Source organism: Bradyrhizobium sp. SEMIA, from assembly GCF_014844175.1.
GTDB classification, from domain to species: Bacteria; Pseudomonadota; Alphaproteobacteria; order Rhizobiales; family Xanthobacteraceae; genus Bradyrhizobium; species Bradyrhizobium arachidis.
Genome location: NZ_CP046601.1, coordinates 4,710,476 through 4,730,996 on the forward strand (window position 1 = coordinate 4,710,476; position 20,521 = coordinate 4,730,996).

The window sequence follows — 20,521 nt, forward strand, 5'->3', positions numbered from 1 at the left end:
TCGCGCGCTCAGGTCGGGGCCGCCGCCGGTCGCGGCTCCTCGACATATCTATGCACGAGCCAGGATGAAATCACGGCCGGCACGAACCCGACCAGGCCGTACAGGATGAACTGAACCGCGCCGGAGTCCGGCCCGCGCGAGCTGTAGGTCAGGGAAGCCAGGAGGAAGGCGAACAGTCCGACCAGCAGCATGCGCACGACCGGGCCGATCCGCCTGACATGGAGCAGGATGTCGTCGACCGCGCCGATCATCAGCGAGGGCAGGAAGCCGAACAGATAGCTGTATTGCAGGGACTTGAAGAACACCGCGAACAGCTTGCCGACCTCGCCGAGGTTGGTCTGGGCCCAATAGCCGGACTGGTAGGTGGTGGTCAGCAGCAGCAGGAACCCGCCGACGAAAGGACCGACCAGCGCAAACACCAGATAGCGTTTCATCGAACACCCTCGTTACTTCGCCCCGTTATAGCAGCGCTGCGGGAACCTTGAACAGCGGCCGCGGGCGCTGTCTCGAGGGGAACAAGTGGCAAGGCGCCGAGTTCAGACAGGACCTGAAACATTCCTGCCGGATTGGAGCCGCCGATGTCCCGCAAACTTGTCCTGGCGACGATCACGCTGGTCGCCATGAGCGGCCTATCCCCCGCTCTTGCGCAAGGCCACATGGGCACGCCGCAGGAGCAGAACGCCTGCTCGCGGGACGCATCGCGGCTCTGCCGCAAGGAGCTTGGCAATGACGGTGCGGTGCAGAGCTGCCTGCAAGCCAACCGCGCCAAGCTGTCGCGCGCCTGCAGCAAGGTCTTCCAGAGCCACGGCATGTGAGGATCGAGTCCCTGCCGAGATCGGAGATGTCAGACATGCTGCGCGACGAACAGCTCTCGATCCTCAGGGACATCAGCCAATCCGTTGCCTTCGCCGACGACCGACACGGCAAGATCGGCGAGCTGATCGCCGACGGCTATGTGATGAAGGACGGAGATCTGTTCGAGCTCACACCAAAGGGCATCAGCGCGGTCGAGGAACACGCTGCCGCGCTCGGCGCTGATGATGCGGACGAGGCGAACGCATCGTCCGATCGGCTGATCTGACCCGCACGTTGCTGCTTTCCGAGTGACGTGCGTGCAACAACTGCGAATTCCTTCACGCCAGCCATTGCAGCTCCGTGACAATGGCGCATACTCGAATCGGGCGGCGCAGCACTTTTCGATTCGGACATCAGGAAATCGAGCGACCACATGCGGGAGCGGGCTCCCGGCGTGAAGGCTGTGACATGCGGCAGATCAAGCCGCGTGCGGCGCCCCAAAATCAAGTGGCTCAAGCCCTAGGAACTCGGGGACGTATTCTACATGTCACGCTATCACACCATCGCTTCGCTATTCGCCTTCACCGCCGCCATCGCACTCCAGACATCACCCGGCCTCGCCTTCTCGTCGGAAGCACAGCAGATGTGCTCCGCCGACGCGATGCGGTTGTGCTCCAGCGAGATCCCGGACATCCCCAGGATCACCGCCTGCATGGTCCGGAACAAGTCGCATGTCAGCCCCGGCTGCCGCGCCGTGATGGACCGCGAGCACGCCGCGGCCGCAGCCGCGCGCAAGCGGGAGGCAGCCGCGCAATAAGCGCTCCGCCGGCGACAGCGTCGAGCAGCGGCGGGTGCGACAACGCGCGCGCCGCGCGCTTGGACATCAAGGGAAACCATTGTCGGGTTCCCGACATTGATCCGTTTCGAACGAGCATCGGAGGGGATCATGGCTTCATGGACATCTGGAACGCTGGTCGCGATCGTCCTTGCCGGCATCGTCACGCCGGCCCTTGCGCAAGGCACAAGCGGAGCTGCCGCCGGCTCGGGCGGCACCGGTTCCGCGGCCGCGGCCGCTGCAGCGGGTTCGACGGGCGCCTACGGGAACGGCGCCTATGGTGCCGGTGGTTACGGCGCTTATAGCGGGACCGGCACCATCCGGCCTGCGACCAATCTGGGACCGACCGGCAGCACGAGCGGAACAACAGGCAGCACGGTGGGAACGACAGGCACCCCAGGCCTAGTCCCAACGCCGAGGAAGGCGACGAACTATTTCGTGCCGTCCGATCCGTCACTCATTGGTCCGAGCGCGACAGCGTCCGCTCAGAGGAGTACGGCCATCAACGGTTCGAACACGGCACCGGGAGCGGACCAGTCATCCGGCGCCGTCGGCGCGGCCGGTGTCGGCGTCGGTCATACCGCCAACGGGCAGCCTATTGGCAGCTCCGGCTCGGGCCTTGGCTCGCCGGAGCATCCGATCGGCTCGACGTCGAGGTAACGGGCTAGTCGCCCCACTGCGCGAAGGCGTCGTTGAAGGCGCGCTCGCCCGGGGCGCCCTTCTCGATGGCGATGATGGCGCGGCGCTGGTTGGCATAGACCAGCGGCACGTCGAACCACGAGCGCTCCTTCAGGAGCTGGACGTTGCGGGCGCGGTCGGCGTCGACGTTGGAGAGGCCGACCAAGAAGAAGCCGTCGGTGACCTTGACCGCGAGGCCGGCAAGCGGCGTGCCGCGCGCCTGCTCGTTCGACTTCATCAGAATGCCCGGCACGTTGGAGACGCTGCCGCCCGGGAAATCCGGCGGCAGGATGAAGGTCAATTCCGCCGTGTGGCTCGCCGGCAGCGAGGAGTCGGTATTGCGGCGGAACGACATCGTCATCTTGAACTTGCGGTCGGGGATCTCGATGTCGGCGCGCACGGCGACGTCGGCTTTCTGGTTGCCCGACGCCTTGATCGGCTCGAGCCGCCACACCACCGAGCCGACATATTGCTTACCCTTGGGATCCGACGGATCCTCGTCATAGAGCACGACCTTCTGCGCCACCGGCGCGACCGGCTGGTCGCTGGCCGAGGGCTGGCCGACGCGGTCCGGAATCTTCGGCTTGCTCTGCGGCTGCGAGGAATCCTTCGGCGCCTCCACCACCTGGGTGGGCGAGGACTTGAACAGATTGGTCGCGGTCTGGACCAGCTGCTTGCCCCAGAGGATGCCGGCGCCGACCAGGATCAGCACGATGCCGACCGCGATCGCGCTCTTGAACGGGAACATCGAGCCGGTGCGGGCGCGCTTCTTGGCCTCGCGCTCGGGCGCGATGCGCGGACGCGGCGACGGCGGCTGCGGCGCGTAGCGCTCGGCCTCCTCGATCGACTCGTCGTAGGAATAGGGCGGATCCTGCTCGCCGCCGGCGCGGTTTTCCAGGCTCGGCTCCAGCCGGTCGAATTCCGGCGAGGGCGAGGGCACGTTGGCGTAGGTGCGGCGCGCGGCGCGGTGCTGCTTTCCGGAACGCATCGCCGCTGCCACTGCGCCCAGTGCCGCCGCCACCCGGCCGCGAGGCCTCGCGGGCGCGCTGGGCAGCCTCCGATTCGACCTTGCGAACCGCCTCTTCCAGCGACAGCCGTTCGCGGGTGATCTCGGATTCGGAGAGCGGCGGCTGCACGCTGCGCAGCTGCGCGATCAGCGCCGTGCGCGCGCGCTCATAGAGCGCACGACGGCTCTCGCCGGGAGCGTTCGGGTCCAGGGCAGCAATAGCGCGGGCGATCAGCGGATAGTAATCAGCCATTTCTACTCAACTATACGCGCGTCCCAGTAAGATTTCGTTAAGCCTCAAACGGATTTTGCACCAGGATAGTATCTTCACGTTCGGGGCTGGTGGAAAGCAACGCCACCGGGCACCCCACCAATTCCTCGATCCGGCGGACATATTTGATGGCCTGGGCCGGCAGGTCCGCCCAAGACCGTGCATTGGCAGTCGGCTCCTTCCAGCCCTCGATGGTCTCGTAGATCGGCTCGACCCGGGCCTGGGCGCCCTCGCCGGCCGGGAAATGGTCGATCTCCTTGCCGTCGAGCTTGTAGCCGGTGCAGACCTCGATGGTGTCGAAGCCGTCGAGGATGTCGAGCTTGGTCAGCGCCAGGCCGTTGATGCCGCAGGTGCGAACCGCCTGGCGGACCAGCACGGCGTCGAACCAGCCGCAGCGGCGCGGACGGCCGGTGTTGGTGCCGAACTCGCGGCCACGCTCGCCGATCTTGCGGCCGATCTCATTGTCCTGCTCGGTCGGGAACGGGCCCTGGCCGACACGGGTCGTGTAGGCCTTGCACAGGCCGAGCACATAGCCGACGGCGCCCGGCCCGAGGCCGGCACCGGTCGCGGCCTGCGCCGCCACCGTGTTGGACGAGGTGACGTAGGGATAGGTGCCGTGATCGACGTCGAGCAGTGCGCCCTGCGCGCCCTCGAACAGCATGCGCTTGCCGGCGCGGCGCTCGATGTCGAGCAGCCGCCACACCGTCTCGGCGTAGGGCAACAGCTGCGGCGCCAGCGCGCTCAGTTCCTTCAGGATCTCCTTGCCGTCGAACTCCGGCAGGTTGAGACCACGGCGCAGCGCGTTGTGATGCGCCAGCAGGCGGTCGATCTTGTGCGGCAGGGTGTTGAGGTCGGCGAGGTCCATCAGGCGGATGGCGCGGCGGCCGACCTTGTCCTCATAGGCCGGGCCGATGCCGCGGCGGGTGGTGCCGATCGCGGTCGCCGCGTTGGAGGACTCGCGCAGCGCATCGAGCTCACGGTGCAACGGCAGGATCAGGGTGACGTTCTCGGCGACACGCAGATTCTCTGGCGAGACCGCAACGCCCTGCGCGCGCAGCTTCGTCACCTCGTCGAGGAAGGCGGTGGGGTCGAACACCACGCCGTTGCCGATCACGGAGAGCTTGCCCTCGCGCAGCACGCCCGAGGGCAGGAGCGCGAGCTTGTAGGTCTTGCCGTTGATCACCAGCGTGTGGCCGGCATTGTGGCCGCCCTGGAAGCGGACGACGATGTCCGCCTGCTCCGACAACCAGTCGACGATCTTGCCCTTCCCTTCGTCGCCCCACTGGGCGCCGACGACGACAACATTGGCCATTCGCGGGTAATCCTTCGAAGATTTATCTGTAGGTGGCACGATCCGAACGGAAAACCGGAATCCACTTTTCCTAAGATCGCGCCTAGCGCCCAGCCCAATTCCCGGCCCAAGGCCGTTCGCACGCGAGGCAGCCCAACCGGATAAAGGAAGCGGCCCTTCTAGGCAAGCAAGAACGGGGCTTTTTCGGGGCTCGGAAGCCCCTCCAAGCCTTTGATATCCCCTTAAAATCTCGCAACCTTGGCGGCCGGCGCCATGGCTTCGACCAAAGCGTGAGAAGCCGCCTTCGCCGCTGCATGGTCGCGATGCGTCCGCCCCCCGTTGATGCAGCCGCGATTTCCGTGTCTTTGAGCCAGGCTGGGCTATCAGCCGGCCCTGATATCGCTGGGCCGGGGCCTCGGCGCATGACGCGGGGCCATAACAATCACAATGACCGCCACCGGGCAGACCACAGCCACCGAGACCTCCCGCCACAACTGGATCGCCAACCAGCCTTATCTGCTGCTCAGCATCACCGCGCTGTGCTGGGCCGGCAATGCCATCGTCGGGCGGCTGGCCGCCGGCCACATCCCGCCGGTGACACTGTCGTTCCTGCGCTGGACCTTCGCCTTCCTGCTGGTGCTGCCGTTCGCCTGGAAGCACCTCGCCCAGGACTGGCCCGCGATCCGGGGGCGGCTCGGCCTGATGATCACGCTCTCGATCACCGGCATCGGCGCCTTCAACACGCTGCAATATTGGGCGCTGGAGCACACTCAGGCCCTCAACACGCTCTTGCTGCAGTCGGCCGCACCACTGATCGTGGCGCTGTGGTCGCTGGCCATCCTCGGCGTCCGCCTCACCGCAGGCCAGGCGTTCGGCGTCCTGCTGTCGATGTGCGGCGTGCTGACCATCCTGCTGCACGGCGATTTCACCGCGCTGTCGAACATCGCGTTCAACAAGGGCGACCTCATCTTCATCGGCGCGCTGATCATCTTCGCGCTGTATTCGGTGCTGACCCTGAAGCGGCCGCCGATGCACGGCCTGTCGTTCCTCGCCTTCACCTTCGGCGCCGGCGCGGCCTGTCTCATTCCGCTGGAGATCTGGGAGCTGTCAGCGCGCCCCGTGATGAAGCTCGACGGGCCGAACCTCTTGACGCTGTTCTATGTCGCGGTGTTCCCCTCGACGCTCGCCTATCTCTGCTTCAATCGCGGCGTCCGCCTGATCGGCGCCAACCGCGCCGCGCCGTTCTTTCACGTCGTGCCGGTGTTCGGCTCGATCATGGCGATGGCATTCCTCGGCGAGCACCCGCAGGCGTTCCACTTCATCGGATTTGCGCTGGTGCTGTCGGGCGTGTTCGTGGCGTCAAGGAAGCAGACGACGTAAGGTCGCCCTCAGATATAGCGCGCGGCGCCCATGCAGAGCGCGGTGATGCCGAGCAGCCCCGCCGCCACGCGCTGCGCGGTCGCAATGCGCGAACGCACGCCCTGGAGATCGCCGGTGCCACGACGCAAGGTGATGACCGCGCGAGGGCCGGATCGCCGCCTGAACGCCGACGGCGATCAAGGCGCACGCCGCGCCAAGCGCCAGCACCTGCTCCGTCGTGCCGAAGCTGCCGGCATGAACGAGATGGCCGAGATAGCCTCCGGTCACGATTGCGATCATGGCTGCGCCAAGCTGTGGAAAGACGAGTTGCTCCCCGCCGGCACCGCCGGTGCGCGCCAGTGCGAAGCTTGATCCCGCCCAGAACACGGACGACAAGACATGAAGCGACAGGGCGATCACGAGGGCAGTCTGCATGGCACGCTCCGGCTTTCCAATTTTGATATACATATTGTATAGTCAATTTATGGACACCGCAAGGCCGTGACGAAGCGCAACTACGTCAGCCCGGCGAGGGCCTCCGCGGCCGCGGAGACACGCGCGCGCGTCATCGCGGCGGGCGCGCGTCTGTTGCGCAAGGATGCCGGCATCGCGAACTTCTCCCTCGACGTCGTGGCGAAGGCGGCCGGCGTCACGCGGCTCACCGTCTACAACCAGTTCGGATCGCGGGGCGGCTTGCTGGAAGCCGTGTTCGACCACATTGCCCGCGAGGGCGGCCTGTTCGAACTGGCCGAGGTGATGACGATGGCGGACCCGCGGGCCGCACTCGACCGGGTGGTCGCGATCTTCTGTCGGTTCTGGTCGCACGATCCTGCCATTGGCGGGCTCAACCAGGCGATCGCGACCGATCCCGAATTCGGCGACTCCCTGCGCGGACGCAACGAGCGCCGGCGCGAGCTGCTGGCTGCGCTGTTGCCGCGGATCGTCGGCAAGCAGGCAGCAAAGGGCGCCGTGCAGGATGCGGTCGATCTGATCTTCGTGCTGACAAGCTATCCGACCTTTGCATCGCTGAGCCGGCAGCGATCGGTGGAGGAGGTCTGCCGCCTGTTGCAGAAGACCTGTCGTGACGCCGTGGATGCGGTGGTGGAGCCGAAGAAATGAGTGCCGAGCGTACAGATATCGTAGGGTGGGCAAAGCGAAGCGTGCCCACGTTCTTTGGTAATAATTGAGAGGTGGTGGGCACGGCGCAAGTGCGCCTTTGCCCACCCTACGATTTCGGACTCGCGGAGACATAAGCTACTTCATCTTGAACTTGCTGTAGGCCTCGCTCGTCGCGATGATGACGTGCTCGGCGCAGCCGTTGACGCGGTGCGGGTCGGCTTCAAGCTCGTAGGCCTGCGACGTCATCATGTCCAGGAACGCCGCGACCGTCGGATAATAGACCAGCGCGACGAAATCCCACGCATTGCCCGCATGCGGGCCGAGCGCGATCGCCTTGGCCTCGCCGGTCCACAGCAGCGTGCCGCCGCGCGCCTTGATCATCGGCACTGTCACCGCGCTGTAGCGGAGATAAGCATCCCAGCCCGAACCGTCGCCGTCGCGCGAGCGCGCGTGGAAACGCATCAGGTTCAGCATCACCACAGGCGCGTTCCGGTCGAGGCGTTCCAGGCCTTCGATGTTCAACATATTAACCGCCAATGACACCTCCTCAGCTGGTGCGCGCATTGTAGCATTGCGGCGGCGTGACTTGTGTCATGACGGCGATCCGGCGCAAGCTCGTATCGAACGCCCATGACGATTGCTTCGCCCGCGCCACCGGCCGCCAATCCGGCCAGCTGGCTCAACAACCAGCCTTACCTGCTGCTCAGCCTGAGCTCGCTGTTCTGGGCCGGCAACATCGTGCTCGCGCGCCATGTCGGCGCGCATGTGCCGCCATTGACAGTGACCACGATCCGCTGGTTCGGCGTGTTCCTGATCCTGCTGCCATTCTCCTGGCCGCATCTGAAGCGCGACTGGCCCGCCTTGCGCAACAGCCTGCCCCTGATGCTGTTCCTGTCGCTGGTCGGCTTTGCCTTCAACAACGCGATCTCGTACTGGGCGATGCAGTACACGGAGGCGCTGAACGCGTTGCTGATCCAGTCGGCAGGTCCCCTGTTCGTGGCGCTGTGGTCGCTGGTGCTGTTCGGCGTGCGGCTGACCGGCGGACAGCTCGCCGGCATCGCGATCTCGTTGCTCGGCGTACTGATCATCATCCTGCGCGGCGATCTCGCCGCGCTCGCCGGCATCAGCTTCAACAGGGGCGACCTCATGTTCGCCTCCTCGCTGGTGGCGTTCGGACTCTATTCCGCCTTCATCCCGCGCCGGCCGAAGATCCACCAGCTCTCCTTTCTCTCCTTCACCACCTGCTGCGGCGCGACGATGCTGCTGCCGGCCGCCATCTGGGAGACCTGGAGCGGCAGCGTGCTGCAATTCGACACCGTGACGCTGGCGACGCTGGGCTACATCCTGATCTTCCCCTCGACGCTCGCCTATCTCTTCTTCAACCGCGGCGTCGCGCTGATCGGCCCGAACCGCGCCGCGCCGTTCTTCCATCTGGTGCCGGTGTTCGGCTCGGCGATGGCGATCCTGCTGCTCGGCGAGAAGCTGCAGCCGTTTCATCTGATCGGCTACGTTCTGGTGCTCGCCGGCGTCGTGATCGCCTCGCGCCAGGGCTCTGCGGTGAAGTAATTCCGCGCCGCGGGCGCGCTGCGCCTGCCTGCCGTCTTCCGATTTTGATGTGGACCGGCTAGGTTCCCCGCCAACGAAAATGAGGGAACGACCACACATGCTTTCAGGGCTGCTTCGAAACCTGCGCACGATCGGCACCGCCGCGCTGTGCCTCGCCGCCGCGTCCACCGCGCAGGCCGATACCTGGCCGAGCCGCAACATCACGCTGGTGCTGCCGTTCGCGGCCGGCAGCGGCACCGACACCACGACGCGGCTGATCTCGCAGCATTTGTCGCAGGCGCTCGGCGTCGGCATCGTGATCGAGAACAAGGCCGGCGCCAACGGCATGATCGCCGCGACCTATGTCGCGCGCGCCGCGCCCGACGGCTACACGCTGCTGGTGACGACCAACACCACGCATTCGGCCAATCCCTATCTGCTCAAGAGCCTGACCTACGATCCCGTCAAGGATTTCACGCCGATCGCGCGGACCGGCGATCTGCCCTTCATGCTGGTGATCCACCCCGACGTGCCGGCCAAGACGGTCGCCGAGCTCGTCGCCTACGGCAAGGCCAATCCGGGCAAGCTGAGTTACGCCTCGGGCTCGTCCTCGGCGATCGTGTCGGGTGCGACCTTTGCGCACAATGCCGGGCTCGACCTCTTGCACGTGCCCTACAAGAGCTCGCCGCCGGCGCTCAACGACGTCATGGGCGGCCGCGTCTCGATGATGTTCGTGGACATCCTCACCGGCCTGCCCCACGTCCAGGGCAACGCGCTGCGCGCGCTCGCCGTCACCACCAAGGAGCGCACGCCGCTGATCCCGAGCCTGCCCTCGATGCAGGAGGCCGGCGTGCCTGATTTCGACATCTCCTCATGGCAGGGCTATTTCGGCCCCGCCGGCATGCCCAAGGAGATCGTGACGCGGCTCAATGCCGAGATCCGCAAGATCGTCGAGAAGCCGGAGATCAAGGCCCAGCTTGCCATCCTCGGCATGGACGCGTTCTCCGGCACGCCGGAGGAGCTCGGTACGTTCGTAAACGAGCAGCTGGTGCTGTGGGAACGGCTGATCCGGGACGCGGGGATCGAGAAGCAGTAGCGTTCTAGGAAGGTGTCATCGCCCGCGAAAGCGGGCGATCCAGTATTCCGAGACGGCAGTGATTGACCCGATGGGCCGCGGCGTACTGGATGCCCCGCCTTCGCGGGGCATGACAGCTGACAAAGTTCAAAAAGAAAAGGTGGGCAAGACGCTTCGCGTCTTTGCCCACCCTACGAATTCAGTGCAAGAACTTACGCCGCGCGGACCTTGGCGAGGAAGCCGTCCACCGCGCTGCGCAGCGCGCCGGACTGGTGATCCAGCTCGCGGGCGTTGGTGAGCACGTCGGTGGCCGCCGTGCCGGTCGCCTCCGCAGCCGAGGTGACGCTGCCGATATGGGCGTTGATCTCGCTCGAGCCGGCCGCGACCGACTGGATGTTGCGGGCGATCTCGCGGGTGGCTTCGCCCTGCTGCTCGATCGAGGCGGAGATGCCGGCGGTGATCTCGCTCATCTCGGCAATCGTCTGCGTGATGCCGGTGATGGCCGCGACCGCGTCGCTGGTCGAGGTCTGCATCGCCGCCACCTGCGCCGAGATCTCCTCGGTCGCCTTCGCGGTCTGGTTGGCGAGCGCCTTGACCTCGGAGGCGACGACGGCGAAGCCGCGGCCGGATTCACCGGCGCGCGCCGCCTCGATGGTGGCGTTGAGCGCGAGCAGGTTGGTCTGCGCCGCGATCGAATGGATCAGCTTGACGACCTCGCCGATCTTCTCGGCGCCGGAGGAGAGCACCTGGACGGTGGCGTTGGTGCGCTCGGCGTCGTTGACGGCCTTGCTCGCCACCTCGGTCGAGCGGGTGACCTGGCGGGAGATTTCCGCAACCGAGCTAGACAGCTCTTCCGCGGCGGCGGCAACCGTGCCGACATTGCCGGAGGCCTTCGACGAGGCCGCGCCGACGGTGGCCGCTCGCGAGGAGGCATCGCTCGCGGTCGCGGTCATCGACTGCGCCGTCGACTGCATGCCCGCCGCGGCCGAGGAGACCGAGCGGACGATGCCGTTGACGCTGCGTTCGAAGTCGTTGGCGATTCCCTCCATCGCGCTGCGACGTTCCGCCGCGACACGTTCCTTGGCGTCCGCCTCGGTCTTCTCGAGGTCGCGGATGCGCACTGCGTTGTCCTTGAAGATCTGGACGGTGGACGCCATCGCGCCGACCTCGTCGCCGCGGCCGACGCCGGGGATATCACCCTCGAGCTTGCCGTCGGCGAGGTCCTTCATGCGGGCGCCGAGCAGAGCGAGCGGACGGCTGATGCTGCGGCCGATCATCCAGGCGACGCTGCCGGCGACGATGACGATGCCGAGCATGGCGAAGCCGAGCATCCAGTAGACCGGCCCCATCTTGGCATCGATGTCCTCGAGATAGGCGCCGGTGCCGAGATACATGTCGAAACCGGGAACGGCCACGGCATAGCCGATCTTGCGGATTGGCTTCTCCTGGCCGGGCTTCACATATTCATAATGCAGCAGGATCGAGCCGTTGGCCTTGACGCCGTCCATCAGCTCGACGGACAGCTTGCGACCGTTGGTCACGACGTCCATGCGGTTGGTGCCGATCTGCTTCGGATCGGGCGCGAGCTGCGTGATGCCGTCATAGGACGTGCCGAACAGATAGCCGGCGCCGTTGTCGTAGGTCATCGCGTTGCCGTAGCGGCGAAGCTCGGCCATGGCCGCGTCCTTCGTCATCTCGCCGGCGTCGACGCGCTTCTTCAGCGCGGCCGCATAATTGCGTCCGAGATCGACGATCGATTTGGTCTGCTCGATACGGGCGCTCAGCATCTCCTGCTTCATCAGGTACCCGGCCAGAACGCCGGAGATGCACAGACCGAACAGGGTGACGCCGACAAGGATGCCCAGCTTGGGGGCGATCTTCAGATTGCTCAACTTCACGGGATGGCTCCGGCGAGAAAGGGATACGGCACGCGAGTGAATCGATACAAATTGAATCAACTTTTAGTGTGAGACCCCTTAGCAAGTTACTTACGTGCCTCCGTAGAAGCCCGGAACATGCCGCTGAAATCGGCAAAAATCCTCGCGACGGACAACCGGGAATTGTACGCGCTCGCATCGATTTCGCGTAAAAGACGCAAAGGCCCGCTCAAGAAGGCCGGGTCGCAACAAGAACCGACAAACCAAATCGGGAGCAAGACATGCCGAAATACAGGGTGGTGACGCCGAAGGGCGCGAGCTTCACGGTCGCGGGCAGCGATTATTCCTACGAGCGCGAGGCGCTCGATCCGATCGACGCCGAGATCGTCGAGGCCCCCGCCAACGAGGCCGAATTCATCGCCGCCGCGAAGACCGCCGACGCCATCTACGCCAAGGGCATCCCGATCACCAAGTCGATCATCGACGCGCTGGACAATTGCAAGGTCATCACGCTCGGCTCGGTCGGCGTCGACAGCGTCGACGTCAAGGCCGCCACCGCCCGTGGCATTCCCGTCACCAACATCCCCGACACCTTCATCGAGGAGGTCGCCGACCACGCCATGATGCTGCTGCTCGCGGGGTTCCGCCGTCTGGTCGAGCAGGACCGCATGGTGCGCGACGGCCGCTGGGCCGAGGGCCGGCCGGCGCTCCTGAAGATTCCGCGGCTGATGGGCCAGACGCTCGGCTTCGTCTCGTTCGGCCGCGTCGCGCGCGCGGTTGCGAAACGCGCAGCGCCGTTCGGCCTGCGCATGATGGCCTACGATCCCTTCATCCAGGAGACGCTGATGTACGACCACGGCGTCATCCCGGCGACGCTGAACGAGGTGCTGTCGCAATCCGACTTCGTCTCGATGCACGCTCCGGCAAGGCCCGAGGTGCATCACATGCTGACCGAGAAGCACTTTCGGCAGATGAAGAAGGGCTCGATCTTCATCAACACCGGCCGCGGCGCCACGGTCGACGAGGAGAGCCTGATCAAGGCGCTGCAGGAGGGCTGGATCGCGCACGCCGCGCTCGACGTGCTGGAGAAGGAACCGCCCTCGCACAACAACCCGATCCTCAGCATGGAGAACGTGACCCTGACCGCCCATGTCGCCTCGGCCTCGGCACGGTTCGACGAGGCGCGCAAGCGCCGCGTGGGCTACGAATTGTCACTGGTGCTTCAGGGCATGTGGCCGGTAAGCTGTGTCAATCCGTCGGTGCTGCAAGACACCGCGCTCCGCCGCTGGCAGCCCGTCAGCATGGATCGCGGGCCGAACAGCTAGGCGGACGGCGCGCACAGGCGCCACAGACGGAAGAGACCCTTCACCGGCGATCAACGCCGGGAAGGGACGACAACAGGGAGGAACTGATGAGGAACGACCTTACACGTCGTGACGCCTTGGCGCTGGGCCTGTCCGCCGCAACGCTCGCTGCCACCGGTGCTGCAGCGCAAACACAGCCATCCACTATCAAAGCTGCCGATGTTCCGGCACCCAAGCTCGAGATCGAGAAAGGCGCATCGCTACGCATGCTGCGCCCGGTGCGCTTCGTCCAGGCCGACGAGGACGTGTTCCGCGCCAACGCGGCGAAATTCACCAAGGAGACAGGCGTCGAGGTCAAGGTCGACTTCGTCGGCTGGGAGGACATCAACCAGCAGACCGCGGTGACCTCGAATTCCGGCGCCGGCCCCGACATCATCATCGGCTTCTCCGACGCGCCGCACATCTATATCGACAAGCTGATCGAGCTCACCGACGTCGCCGACTATCTCGGCAAGAAATATGGCGGCTGGCAGAACCTGGCGAAGGCCTATGGCAAGAAGGCCAAGAGCGATACCTGGATCGGGCTCCCGTTCGGCGCCACCGCAGGTCCCCTGATCTATCGCAAGTCGATCCTCAAATCCGTCGGGTTCGACAAGCCGCCGGAAGACCATGCCGGGCTCCTGGATCTCTGCAGGAAGCTGCACAAGGCCGGCAAGCCTGCCGGCTTTGCGCTCGGCAACGCCGTCGGCGACGGCAACGGCTTTGCCGACTGGATGATGTGGTCGCACAACGCCGCGCTGCTGGACGAGGACGGCAACGTCACCATCAACAGCAAGGAAACCATCGCGGCGCTGAACTACGTCAAGGAGCTCTTTCCGAACTTCATCGCCGGCACGCCGTCCTGGAACGACGTCAGCAACAACCGCGCCTATTCCTCGCAGGAAATCGCGCTCACCGCGAACGGCGTCTCGCTGTATTTCTCGCTGAAGAACGATCCGGCGACCGCTGCCATCGCCGAAGACTCCGAGCATCAGTTGCTGCCGAAAGGTCTTGCGCCGAGGTCGCCGATGTCGGGACTGACGCTGAACGCGATGGTGTTCAAGCACAGCCCCTATCCCAACGCGGCAAAGGCCTTCCTGCAATTCATGCTGGAGAAGGACCAGTATGAGCCGTGGCTCAACGCCAACAGCGGTTACTGGTCGCAACCGCTCGCGGCCTATGCCGATGCGGCGGTGTGGAAGGGCGATCCAAAGGTCGCGATCTTCAAGGACACCATGAACAGCACCTATTACGCCGGTTACAAGGGTCCGATCTCGACCGCCACCGGCGCTGTTCGCGCGGACTATGTGACGGTGCAGATGTTCGCCTCGGTCGCCACCGGTGCGGCGACGCCGGAAGCTGCGGCCGCCGAAGCCGAACAGCGCTGCAAGCGGTACTTCCGGCGGCAGGGCCGGTAGTGCCGTACGACAAGGCAACCGCTTTTGCGAGAAGCAAAGTGACGAAGCAATCCAGACTGTAGCTACGGCGACAGCCTGGATTGCGTCGCTTCGCTCGCAATGACGGTGTGGTGATCTTCAACGACAGGACAACGACCTGATGTCCGTGACCACCCTTCACTCTTCCGCCCTCGCGCAGCGGCAGCCGTCCTGGCTGGTGCGGCTGTTCGACTACAAGCCGTTCCTAATCGTGATGTGCCTTGCGCCCGCGATCGGGCTGCTGGCGGTGTTCCTGACCTATCCGCTCGGCCTCGGCATCTGGCTCGCCTTCACCGACACCACGATCGGCAAGCGCGGCATCTTCATCGGGCTGGAGAACTTCCAGTACCTGCTCACCGATCCCCTGTGGTGGAACGCGGTGTTCTACAGCGTGTTCTACACGGCGGTGGCGACCTTCGGGAAGTTCGCACTCGGCTTCTGGCTCGCGCTGCTGCTCAACAACCATTTTCCATTCAAGAGCCTCTTGCGCGCCATCGTGCTCCTACCCTGGATCGTGCCGACGGTGCTGTCGGCGCTGGCGTTCTGGTGGATCTACGATCCGCAATTCTCGATCATCTCCTATCTGCTGGTCGACGTGCTGCACTGGCGATCGAGCAATATCGACTTCCTCGGCTCGCCCTGGCCGGCGCGGTTCTCGCTGATTGCCGCCAACATCTGGCGCGGCATTCCCTTCGTCGCGATCTCGCTGCTGGCGGGCCTCCAGACCATCTCGCCCTCGCTCTACGAGGCCGCGATGCTCGACGGCGCCAGCGCCTGGCAGCGCTTCCGCTACATCACCTTCCCGATGATGATGCCGATCCTCGCCATCGTCATGACCTTCTCGATCATCTTCACCTTCACCGACTTCCAGCTGGTCTACGCCATCACCCGCGGTGGCCCGGTCAACTCGACCCATCTGCTCGCGACGCTGGCGTTCCAGCGCGGCATCGCCGGCGGCGAGCTCGGCGAAGGCGCCGCGATCGCGGTGTCGATGATCCCGTTCCTGGTGTTCGCGACGGTGTTCTCCTATTTCGGCCTGGCGCGCCGCAAATGGCAGCAGGGAGAGAGCAATGACTGATACCGTCGCGCAAGGCTCTGCCGTCGCCAAGGCCGCTCCCGACACCATGGCCTGGGATTCCGGGCTGCGGCGGCTGATGATGATCTACCTGCCGCTCGGCTGCTTCGTGCTGATCCTGCTGTTTCCGTTCTACTGGATGGCGATCACCTCGTTCAAGCCGAACGCGGAGCTGCTCAACTACAAGGACCATAATCCGTTCTGGATCTCCTCGCCGACGCTGGCGCATATCAAGCACCTCTTGTTCAACACCTCCTACCCGCGCTGGCTGAAGACGACGATGCTGGTCGCGGTCGGCTCGACCACGCTGTCGCTGGTCGCGAGCACGCTCGCCGCCTATGCGATCGAGCGCCTGCGCTTCCGCGGCAGTCCCTATGTCGGCCTTGGCATCTATCTCGCCTATCTCGTGCCGCCGTCGATCCTGTTCATTCCGCTGGCCACCGTCGTGGTGCAGTTTGGCCTGTTCGACTCGCCGCTTGCCCTGATCCTGGTCTATCCGACCTTCCTGGTGCCGTTCTGCACCTGGCTGCTGATCGGCTATTTCAAGTCGATCCCCTACGAGCTCGAGGAATGCGCGCTGGTCGACGGCGCCACGCGGCTGCAGATCCTGCGCCGGATCACGCTGCCGCTCGCCGTGCCCGGCCTGATTTCGGCCGGCATCTTCTCCTTCACGCTGTCCTGGAACGAGTTCATCTACGCGCTCGCCTTCATCCAGAGTGGCGCCAACAAGACCGTACCGGTCGCGATCCTGACCGAGCTGGTCACCGGCGACGTCTACCAATGGGGCGCGCTGATGGCGGGCTCGCTGCTCGGCTCGCTGCCGGTCGCGATCTTCTACTCGCTGTTCGTGGATTATTACGTGTCCTCGCTGACCGGTGCGGTAAAGGAGTAAACCGCGGCTGCGCAGGAACGCATTCGATCGTGCAATCCTGATAGACGGCGGTATCCAATACTGGCACCATTGATCGTCGCTTGAGAAGGCGAGGATTGCATGGGACCGCAAAAGCTCCACTCCTTGTCGCGTCGCGGCTTTTGCATGTGTTGCCTCGGCGGCGCGGCGTTCGCCGCCGGTGCCGGATGGCTCACGCCGCGGCAGGCCTTCGCGGAAGCCCGCGGCATCGTCAGCCTGATCAAGGACAGCGCGGCAAAGGCTGTAATCACGACCTACAAGCTGCGCGGCAATGTCAGCGTGCTCGAAGGATCCGGCGGCAACATCGCGGTCCTCACCGGACCCGACGGCAAGCTCCTGGTCGATGCCGGCATCGGCGTCTCTCGCCCGCAGCTCAGCAAGGCGCTGGCCGAGCTCGGCAGCGAGCCGGTCGCGCGACTGATCAATACGCATTGGCACTTCGACCACGCCGACGGCAATGAATGGCTGCATGCCGCAGGCGCGAAGATCATCGCCCACGAAAACACCCGCAAGCATCTCGCCAGCATCCAGCGCGTCGAGGACTGGGACTACGTCTTCCTGCCGTCACCGTCAGACGCTGTGCCGGTCGACGTTTTCACCAAGAACCAGGATCTGACATTCAACGGCGCGTCGCTCGCGCTGAGATATTACGGGCCTGCGCATACCGATAGCGATATCTCCGTGATGTTCACCGAGGCCAACATCCTTCATGTCGGCGATACCTACTGGAACGGCATCTATCCGTTTATCGACTATTCGACCGGTGGCGGCATCAACGGCATGATTGCGGCGTCGGACGCCAATCTGGCAGTGGCCAAAGACGACACCATCATCATTCCCGGTCACGGCAAGCCCGTCAGCAACAAGGCCGAACTGCAGGAATTCCGCGACATGCTGGTCGCGATCCGGGACAATGTCGGCAATCTCAAGCAACAGGGAAAAACGCGTGACGAGGCCGTTGCCGCCAAGCCGACCGCCGCGTTCGACGCGAAATGGGGCCAGTTCGTCATCGATCCCGGCTTCTTCACCCGACTGGTCTATGAAGGCGTGTAGAGATGGCCACGATGGCGCGCCGCGCGCTCGTTGCGACCGACTGTTACAGCCCATCGCGCGCCGCGCGGTAAGGGAGTAAACGCGCGCTGCGGCGTTTGGTCCGGCTTCACAAAACTGCAATATGCGATCCGCATAAGGCGTCGTCCGCTAACAGGAGACGCACATGCGCGCGACCTTTCTTGCTTCCGTCGCAACGATCATTCTCACCGCGAGCACCGCGCTCGCCCAGAACGAGGGCGAATTCCCGGCCAAGCTCGCCGGCCACGTGGTCATGCCGGCCGAGTCGTTCATCGACGCGCCGGCCGATGCGCCCGCCGACCTCAAGACCTCCGGCAAGTACACCACCGGCAAGCGCGTCGACGCGCTCGGCACCGTGATGGGCAAGTCCTATGAGCGTCCGACCGGCGTCTCGCTGCCGTTCAAGGGCCAGCCTCTCCAGGGCCATTCCGGCATCAAGCACATGGCCGACGGCAGCTACTGGGTGATCACCGACAACGGCATGGGGGCGCGCGCCAACTCGCCGGACTCGATGCTGTATCTGAACCGCTACAAGATGGATTGGGCCAGCGGCAAGATCGAGCGCCAGGAGACCGTCTTCCTGCACGATCCCGACAAGAAGGTGCCGTTCCGCATCGTGCATGAGGACACCCAGAAGCGTTACCTGACCGGCTCCGACTTTGACACCGAAGGTTTCCAGATCATCGGCGACGTCTTCTGGATCGGCGACGAGTTCGGCCCCTACATCCTGAAGGCGGACAAGACCGGCAAGATCCTCGGCGTGTTCGAGACGGTTGCCGACGGCAAGCCGGTGCGCTCGCCCGACAATTGGGCGGTGGCAACGCCGGGCGCGCCGGGCCAGACCTACACCAACGTCAATTTGCGCCGCTCCAAGGGCTATGAGGGCTTTGCGTCCTCGAAGGACGGCAAGTTCCTCTACGGCCTGCTCGAGGGGCCGCTGTGGGATGCCGAGAAGAAGGACTGGGAGAAGGTCGACGGCAAGGAAGCCTCCCGCATCCTCGAATTCGACGTCGCTGCCGAGAAGTTCACCGGCCGCTACTGGCAATATGTGTTCGAGCAGAACGGCAACGCCATCGGCGACTTCAACATGATCGACCCGACGGCCGGCCTGATCATCGAACGTGACAATGGCGAAGGCACCGCCGACAAGGCCTGCCCGCAAGGCCAGCGCGGCGAGAACTGCTTCCCTGACATCGCCAAGTTCAAGCGCATCTACAAGATCGAGCTCTCCGACGCCAATGTCGGCAAGCCCGTGCGCAAGATCGGCTATATCGACCTGTTGAAGATCCAGGACCCCGACAAGAAGGCGAGGAAGCCGCTCAACGACGGCGTCTACACCTTCCCGTTCTTCACCATTGAGAACGTCGATCGCGTCGACGACACCCATATCATCGTCGGCAACGACAACAATCTGCCGTTCTCGTCCAGCCGCGATCCCAACAAGGCCGACGACGACGAATTCATGCTGCTCGAAGTCGCCGATTTCCTGAAGGCGAAGTAAGGCACTACCCTGCTCCTCTCCCGCTAGGCGCGGGAGAGGAGCTTACCGACAGTCACCTAGTACCCGAACGCCACGCCGATGCTGATCGGGACCGTCGCATAGGTGATCTCGGGCGGGACCGGCGGAAACGGCTGCGCCTGGCGCAACATCGCCATGGCCTGGGCGTCGAGGACCGCGACGCCAGACGAGCCACCGAGACGGCTGGACAAGACCTGCCCACCACGGCCAAGGGTGAAGCTCAGCCTGGCCACGCCCTTCTGGCCATTGGCGCTTGCCGGATATTGGTGGAAGCGCATCAGGTGCGCGCGAACCCGTTGATTGTAGGTTGCGATCGCCGAAGCGACCGAGCCCGCATTGACGGCTGATGCCATCGGAGCTTCGCGCTCGGCGCGCGGTGGTGCGCTGGTGCGCGGCGCGGGCGTCGCATCCGATGGCTTCCTTGCGTCGGGGCGAACCACCTTGGGTTTCGCCGGCAACGGCTTCTCGACAGGCACAACTTTCGCCGGCTCCGGCTTCGGCGGAACCGGCTCGATCTTCGTTTCCGGCGGCGCAACCACGTCCGGCTTTTCCTGCGGCGGCGTCTGCGGAATCATCTCCTCGACGACCTGCTGCTGCATCGGCTCCGGCGGCGACGCATCCGCCTGCTGCATCAGCGGCCCAGGCGCGATGTCCAGCGGCGTCGACTGCGGCGCCGACGTCTCCGGCGTCATGTCGATCAGAATGGCCGGCAGGCTGACGCCCTGCTCCGGCTGCGACCTGATCCAGTTCATCGCGATCAGCGCGGCGGCGACATGCAACGCCACGATCACCGCAGCCGATGCTCCCCACCGCGCGGTTTCGCGCTCGCCAAGCGGCTCGTGCAGGGCAAAGGCGTTCGCGGCCATCAGCTGCGTCCGTCGAGGCCGACCAGAGCGACCTTGAGATAGCCGGCATTGCGCAAGGTGTTCATCACCTCCATCAGGTCGCCATAGCTCACCGCCTTGTCGGCGCGGAGATAAATGCGCTCGTCCTTGCGTCCCTTGGTGGCGGCCTCGAGCGCCGCGGCGAGACCCTCGCGCGCCATGGTGTCCTCGCCGACGGCGACGGTGAGATCCGGCTTCACCGTGACGAAGGTCGGCTTGTCCGGCCGCGGCTGCGGCTCGGCGGCGGTTGCCGGCAGCTCGACGCCGATGTCGACGGTGGCGAGCGGGGCCGCCACCATGAAGATGATCAAGAGCACCAGCATCACGTCGATGAACGGCGTGACGTTGATCTCATGGGTGACGTCGAGATCGCCGGGGTCGCCGCGCCTCAGCGACGATCCGGTGCGCGCGCCGAGCTTCGCAGCCATGGCC

21 protein-coding genes and 1 pseudogene are annotated in these 20,521 nt (G+C 65.0%); 15 read left to right on the forward strand and 7 right to left on the reverse strand.

Features of this window, described 5'->3' with window-relative positions:
- Window positions 1–8: 8 nt before the first annotated feature.
- A complete protein-coding gene (locus tag FOM02_RS23100) occupies window positions 9–434 on the reverse strand; it encodes a DUF5413 family protein (RefSeq protein ID WP_027560971.1) in 426 nt (141 codons plus the stop codon).
- Window positions 435–578: 144 nt separating this feature from the next.
- On the opposite strand from FOM02_RS23100, the gene FOM02_RS23105 reads away from it, so the two are divergent.
- The 4 genes from FOM02_RS23105 (at window position 579) to FOM02_RS23120 (ending at window position 2,290) form a co-directional block, all read left to right on the forward strand.
- Window positions 579–815: a hypothetical protein gene (locus FOM02_RS23105; RefSeq protein WP_027560972.1), complete on the forward strand. Its 237-nt coding sequence runs from the start codon at window positions 579–581 to the stop codon at window positions 813–815.
- 26 nt (window positions 816–841) lie between these two features.
- Window positions 842–1,081 carry a hypothetical protein gene (locus tag FOM02_RS23110; protein ID WP_231164215.1) on the forward strand — a complete coding sequence of 80 codons (240 nt, stop codon included), beginning with the start codon at window positions 842–844 and terminating at the stop codon, window positions 1,079–1,081.
- A gap of 258 nt (window positions 1,082–1,339) precedes the next feature.
- Window positions 1,340–1,612, forward strand: coding sequence for a hypothetical protein (locus FOM02_RS23115; protein WP_231164214.1), 273 nt, complete (start codon window positions 1,340–1,342; stop codon window positions 1,610–1,612).
- A 129-nt stretch (window positions 1,613–1,741) separates the two neighbouring features.
- Window positions 1,742–2,290 carry a hypothetical protein gene (locus FOM02_RS23120; RefSeq protein ID WP_027560974.1) on the forward strand — a complete coding sequence of 183 codons (549 nt, stop codon included), beginning with the start codon at window positions 1,742–1,744 and terminating at the stop codon, window positions 2,288–2,290.
- A 4-nt stretch (window positions 2,291–2,294) separates the two neighbouring features.
- Here FOM02_RS23120 and FOM02_RS23125 read toward each other — a convergent pair.
- Together FOM02_RS23125 and FOM02_RS23130 are read right to left on the reverse strand one after the other, a co-directional pair.
- Window positions 2,295–3,567, reverse strand: a pseudogene (locus FOM02_RS23125) (hypothetical protein).
- 37 nt (window positions 3,568–3,604) lie between these two features.
- A complete protein-coding gene (locus tag FOM02_RS23130; protein ID WP_027560976.1) occupies window positions 3,605–4,897 on the reverse strand; it encodes an adenylosuccinate synthase in 1,293 nt (430 codons plus the stop codon).
- A gap of 426 nt (window positions 4,898–5,323) precedes the next feature.
- Between FOM02_RS23130 and FOM02_RS23135 the strand changes: the two genes are divergently transcribed.
- The 3 genes from FOM02_RS23135 (at window position 5,324) to FOM02_RS23145 (ending at window position 7,354) form a co-directional block, all read left to right on the forward strand.
- Window positions 5,324–6,256 carry a DMT family transporter gene (locus FOM02_RS23135; RefSeq protein ID WP_027560977.1) on the forward strand — a complete coding sequence of 311 codons (933 nt, stop codon included), beginning with the start codon at window positions 5,324–5,326 and terminating at the stop codon, window positions 6,254–6,256.
- 114 nt (window positions 6,257–6,370) lie between these two features.
- A complete protein-coding gene (locus FOM02_RS23140) occupies window positions 6,371–6,607 on the forward strand; it encodes a hypothetical protein (protein WP_265442149.1) in 237 nt (78 codons plus the stop codon).
- Window positions 6,608–6,736: 129 nt separating this feature from the next.
- Entirely contained in the window at window positions 6,737–7,354 is a 618-nt protein-coding gene (locus FOM02_RS23145; protein ID WP_027560979.1) for a TetR/AcrR family transcriptional regulator, read from the forward strand.
- A 135-nt stretch (window positions 7,355–7,489) separates the two neighbouring features.
- On the opposite strand, the gene FOM02_RS23150 is transcribed toward FOM02_RS23145, so the two are convergent.
- Window positions 7,490–7,879: a DUF1330 domain-containing protein gene (locus FOM02_RS23150; protein ID WP_181411704.1), complete on the reverse strand. Its 390-nt coding sequence runs from the start codon at window positions 7,877–7,879 to the stop codon at window positions 7,490–7,492.
- A 105-nt stretch (window positions 7,880–7,984) separates the two neighbouring features.
- On the opposite strand from FOM02_RS23150, the gene FOM02_RS23155 reads away from it, so the two are divergent.
- Both FOM02_RS23155 and FOM02_RS23160 read left to right on the forward strand, forming a co-directional pair.
- The gene (locus FOM02_RS23155) at window positions 7,985–8,920 is read left to right on the forward strand and encodes a DMT family transporter (RefSeq protein WP_027560981.1); all 936 of its coding nucleotides are present in this window, start codon (window positions 7,985–7,987) and stop codon (window positions 8,918–8,920) included.
- A 97-nt stretch (window positions 8,921–9,017) separates the two neighbouring features.
- Window positions 9,018–9,995, forward strand: a complete 978-nt coding sequence (locus tag FOM02_RS23160; RefSeq protein WP_027560982.1) for a Bug family tripartite tricarboxylate transporter substrate binding protein — start codon at window positions 9,018–9,020, stop codon at window positions 9,993–9,995.
- A gap of 191 nt (window positions 9,996–10,186) precedes the next feature.
- On the opposite strand, the gene FOM02_RS23165 is transcribed toward FOM02_RS23160, so the two are convergent.
- Entirely contained in the window at window positions 10,187–11,872 is a 1,686-nt protein-coding gene (locus tag FOM02_RS23165) for a methyl-accepting chemotaxis protein (protein ID WP_027560983.1), read from the reverse strand.
- Window positions 11,873–12,132: 260 nt separating this feature from the next.
- Between FOM02_RS23165 and FOM02_RS23170 the strand changes: the two genes are divergently transcribed.
- From FOM02_RS23170 to FOM02_RS23195, 6 genes are all read left to right on the forward strand, one after another.
- Window positions 12,133–13,176, forward strand: coding sequence for a C-terminal binding protein (locus FOM02_RS23170; protein WP_027560984.1), 1,044 nt, complete (start codon window positions 12,133–12,135; stop codon window positions 13,174–13,176).
- 86 nt (window positions 13,177–13,262) lie between these two features.
- Window positions 13,263–14,612 (forward strand): ABC transporter substrate-binding protein, encoded by a 1,350-nt coding sequence (locus FOM02_RS23175; protein WP_027560985.1) that lies wholly within the window; start codon window positions 13,263–13,265, stop codon window positions 14,610–14,612.
- Between the two features lie 139 nt (window positions 14,613–14,751).
- Complete coding sequence (locus FOM02_RS23180; RefSeq protein ID WP_027560986.1) at window positions 14,752–15,708, forward strand: carbohydrate ABC transporter permease; 957 nt, start codon at window positions 14,752–14,754, stop codon at window positions 15,706–15,708.
- A complete protein-coding gene (locus tag FOM02_RS23185) occupies window positions 15,701–16,597 on the forward strand; it encodes a carbohydrate ABC transporter permease (RefSeq protein WP_027560987.1) in 897 nt (298 codons plus the stop codon). Before FOM02_RS23180 ends, FOM02_RS23185 begins: the two co-directional genes overlap by 8 nt.
- Window positions 16,598–16,696: 99 nt before the next feature.
- On the forward strand, window positions 16,697–17,668 hold the full coding sequence (locus FOM02_RS23190; protein WP_027560988.1) for an MBL fold metallo-hydrolase: 972 nt from the start codon (window positions 16,697–16,699) through the stop codon (window positions 17,666–17,668).
- A 163-nt stretch (window positions 17,669–17,831) separates the two neighbouring features.
- Complete coding sequence (locus tag FOM02_RS23195; protein ID WP_027560989.1) at window positions 17,832–19,187, forward strand: esterase-like activity of phytase family protein; 1,356 nt, start codon at window positions 17,832–17,834, stop codon at window positions 19,185–19,187.
- Between the two features lie 56 nt (window positions 19,188–19,243).
- Here FOM02_RS23195 and FOM02_RS23200 read toward each other — a convergent pair whose 3' ends face one another.
- Window positions 19,244–20,071: an energy transducer TonB gene (locus FOM02_RS23200; protein ID WP_027560990.1), complete on the reverse strand. Its 828-nt coding sequence runs from the start codon at window positions 20,069–20,071 to the stop codon at window positions 19,244–19,246.
- Window positions 20,071–20,517 (reverse strand): TonB system transport protein ExbD, encoded by a 447-nt coding sequence (gene exbD, locus FOM02_RS23205; protein ID WP_027560991.1) that lies wholly within the window; start codon window positions 20,515–20,517, stop codon window positions 20,071–20,073. The genes FOM02_RS23200 and exbD overlap by 1 nt, the downstream gene beginning before the upstream one ends.
- Between the last annotated feature and the right edge of the window lie 4 nt (window positions 20,518–20,521).

Excerpts from the sequence above, each read along its gene's own strand:
- FOM02_RS23100 (WP_027560971.1), bottom strand. The coding sequence starts at position 434 with ATGAAACGCTATCTGGTGTTTGCGCTGGTCGGTCCTTTCGTCGGCGGG.
- FOM02_RS23105 (WP_027560972.1), top strand. The coding sequence starts at position 579 with ATGTCCCGCAAACTTGTCCTGGCGACGATCACGCTGGTCGCCATGAGC.
- FOM02_RS23110 (WP_231164215.1), top strand. The coding sequence starts at position 842 with ATGTCAGACATGCTGCGCGACGAACAGCTCTCGATCCTCAGGGACATC.
- FOM02_RS23115 (WP_231164214.1), top strand. The coding sequence starts at position 1,340 with ATGTCACGCTATCACACCATCGCTTCGCTATTCGCCTTCACCGCCGCC.
- FOM02_RS23120 (WP_027560974.1), top strand. The coding sequence starts at position 1,742 with ATGGCTTCATGGACATCTGGAACGCTGGTCGCGATCGTCCTTGCCGGC.
- FOM02_RS23130 (WP_027560976.1), bottom strand. The coding sequence starts at position 4,897 with ATGGCCAATGTTGTCGTCGTCGGCGCCCAGTGGGGCGACGAAGGGAAG.
- FOM02_RS23135 (WP_027560977.1), top strand. The coding sequence starts at position 5,324 with ATGACCGCCACCGGGCAGACCACAGCCACCGAGACCTCCCGCCACAAC.
- FOM02_RS23150 (WP_181411704.1), bottom strand. The coding sequence starts at position 7,879 with ATGTTGAACATCGAAGGCCTGGAACGCCTCGACCGGAACGCGCCTGTG.
- FOM02_RS23155 (WP_027560981.1), top strand. The coding sequence starts at position 7,985 with ATGACGATTGCTTCGCCCGCGCCACCGGCCGCCAATCCGGCCAGCTGG.
- FOM02_RS23160 (WP_027560982.1), top strand. The coding sequence starts at position 9,018 with ATGCTTTCAGGGCTGCTTCGAAACCTGCGCACGATCGGCACCGCCGCG.
- FOM02_RS23170 (WP_027560984.1), top strand. The coding sequence starts at position 12,133 with ATGCCGAAATACAGGGTGGTGACGCCGAAGGGCGCGAGCTTCACGGTC.
- FOM02_RS23175 (WP_027560985.1), top strand. The coding sequence starts at position 13,263 with ATGAGGAACGACCTTACACGTCGTGACGCCTTGGCGCTGGGCCTGTCC.
- FOM02_RS23180 (WP_027560986.1), top strand. The coding sequence starts at position 14,752 with ATGTCCGTGACCACCCTTCACTCTTCCGCCCTCGCGCAGCGGCAGCCG.
- FOM02_RS23185 (WP_027560987.1), top strand. The coding sequence starts at position 15,701 with ATGACTGATACCGTCGCGCAAGGCTCTGCCGTCGCCAAGGCCGCTCCC.
- FOM02_RS23190 (WP_027560988.1), top strand. The coding sequence starts at position 16,697 with ATGGGACCGCAAAAGCTCCACTCCTTGTCGCGTCGCGGCTTTTGCATG.
- FOM02_RS23195 (WP_027560989.1), top strand. The coding sequence starts at position 17,832 with ATGCGCGCGACCTTTCTTGCTTCCGTCGCAACGATCATTCTCACCGCG.
- FOM02_RS23200 (WP_027560990.1), bottom strand. The coding sequence starts at position 20,071 with ATGGCCGCGAACGCCTTTGCCCTGCACGAGCCGCTTGGCGAGCGCGAA.
- exbD (WP_027560991.1), bottom strand. The coding sequence starts at position 20,517 with ATGGCTGCGAAGCTCGGCGCGCGCACCGGATCGTCGCTGAGGCGCGGC.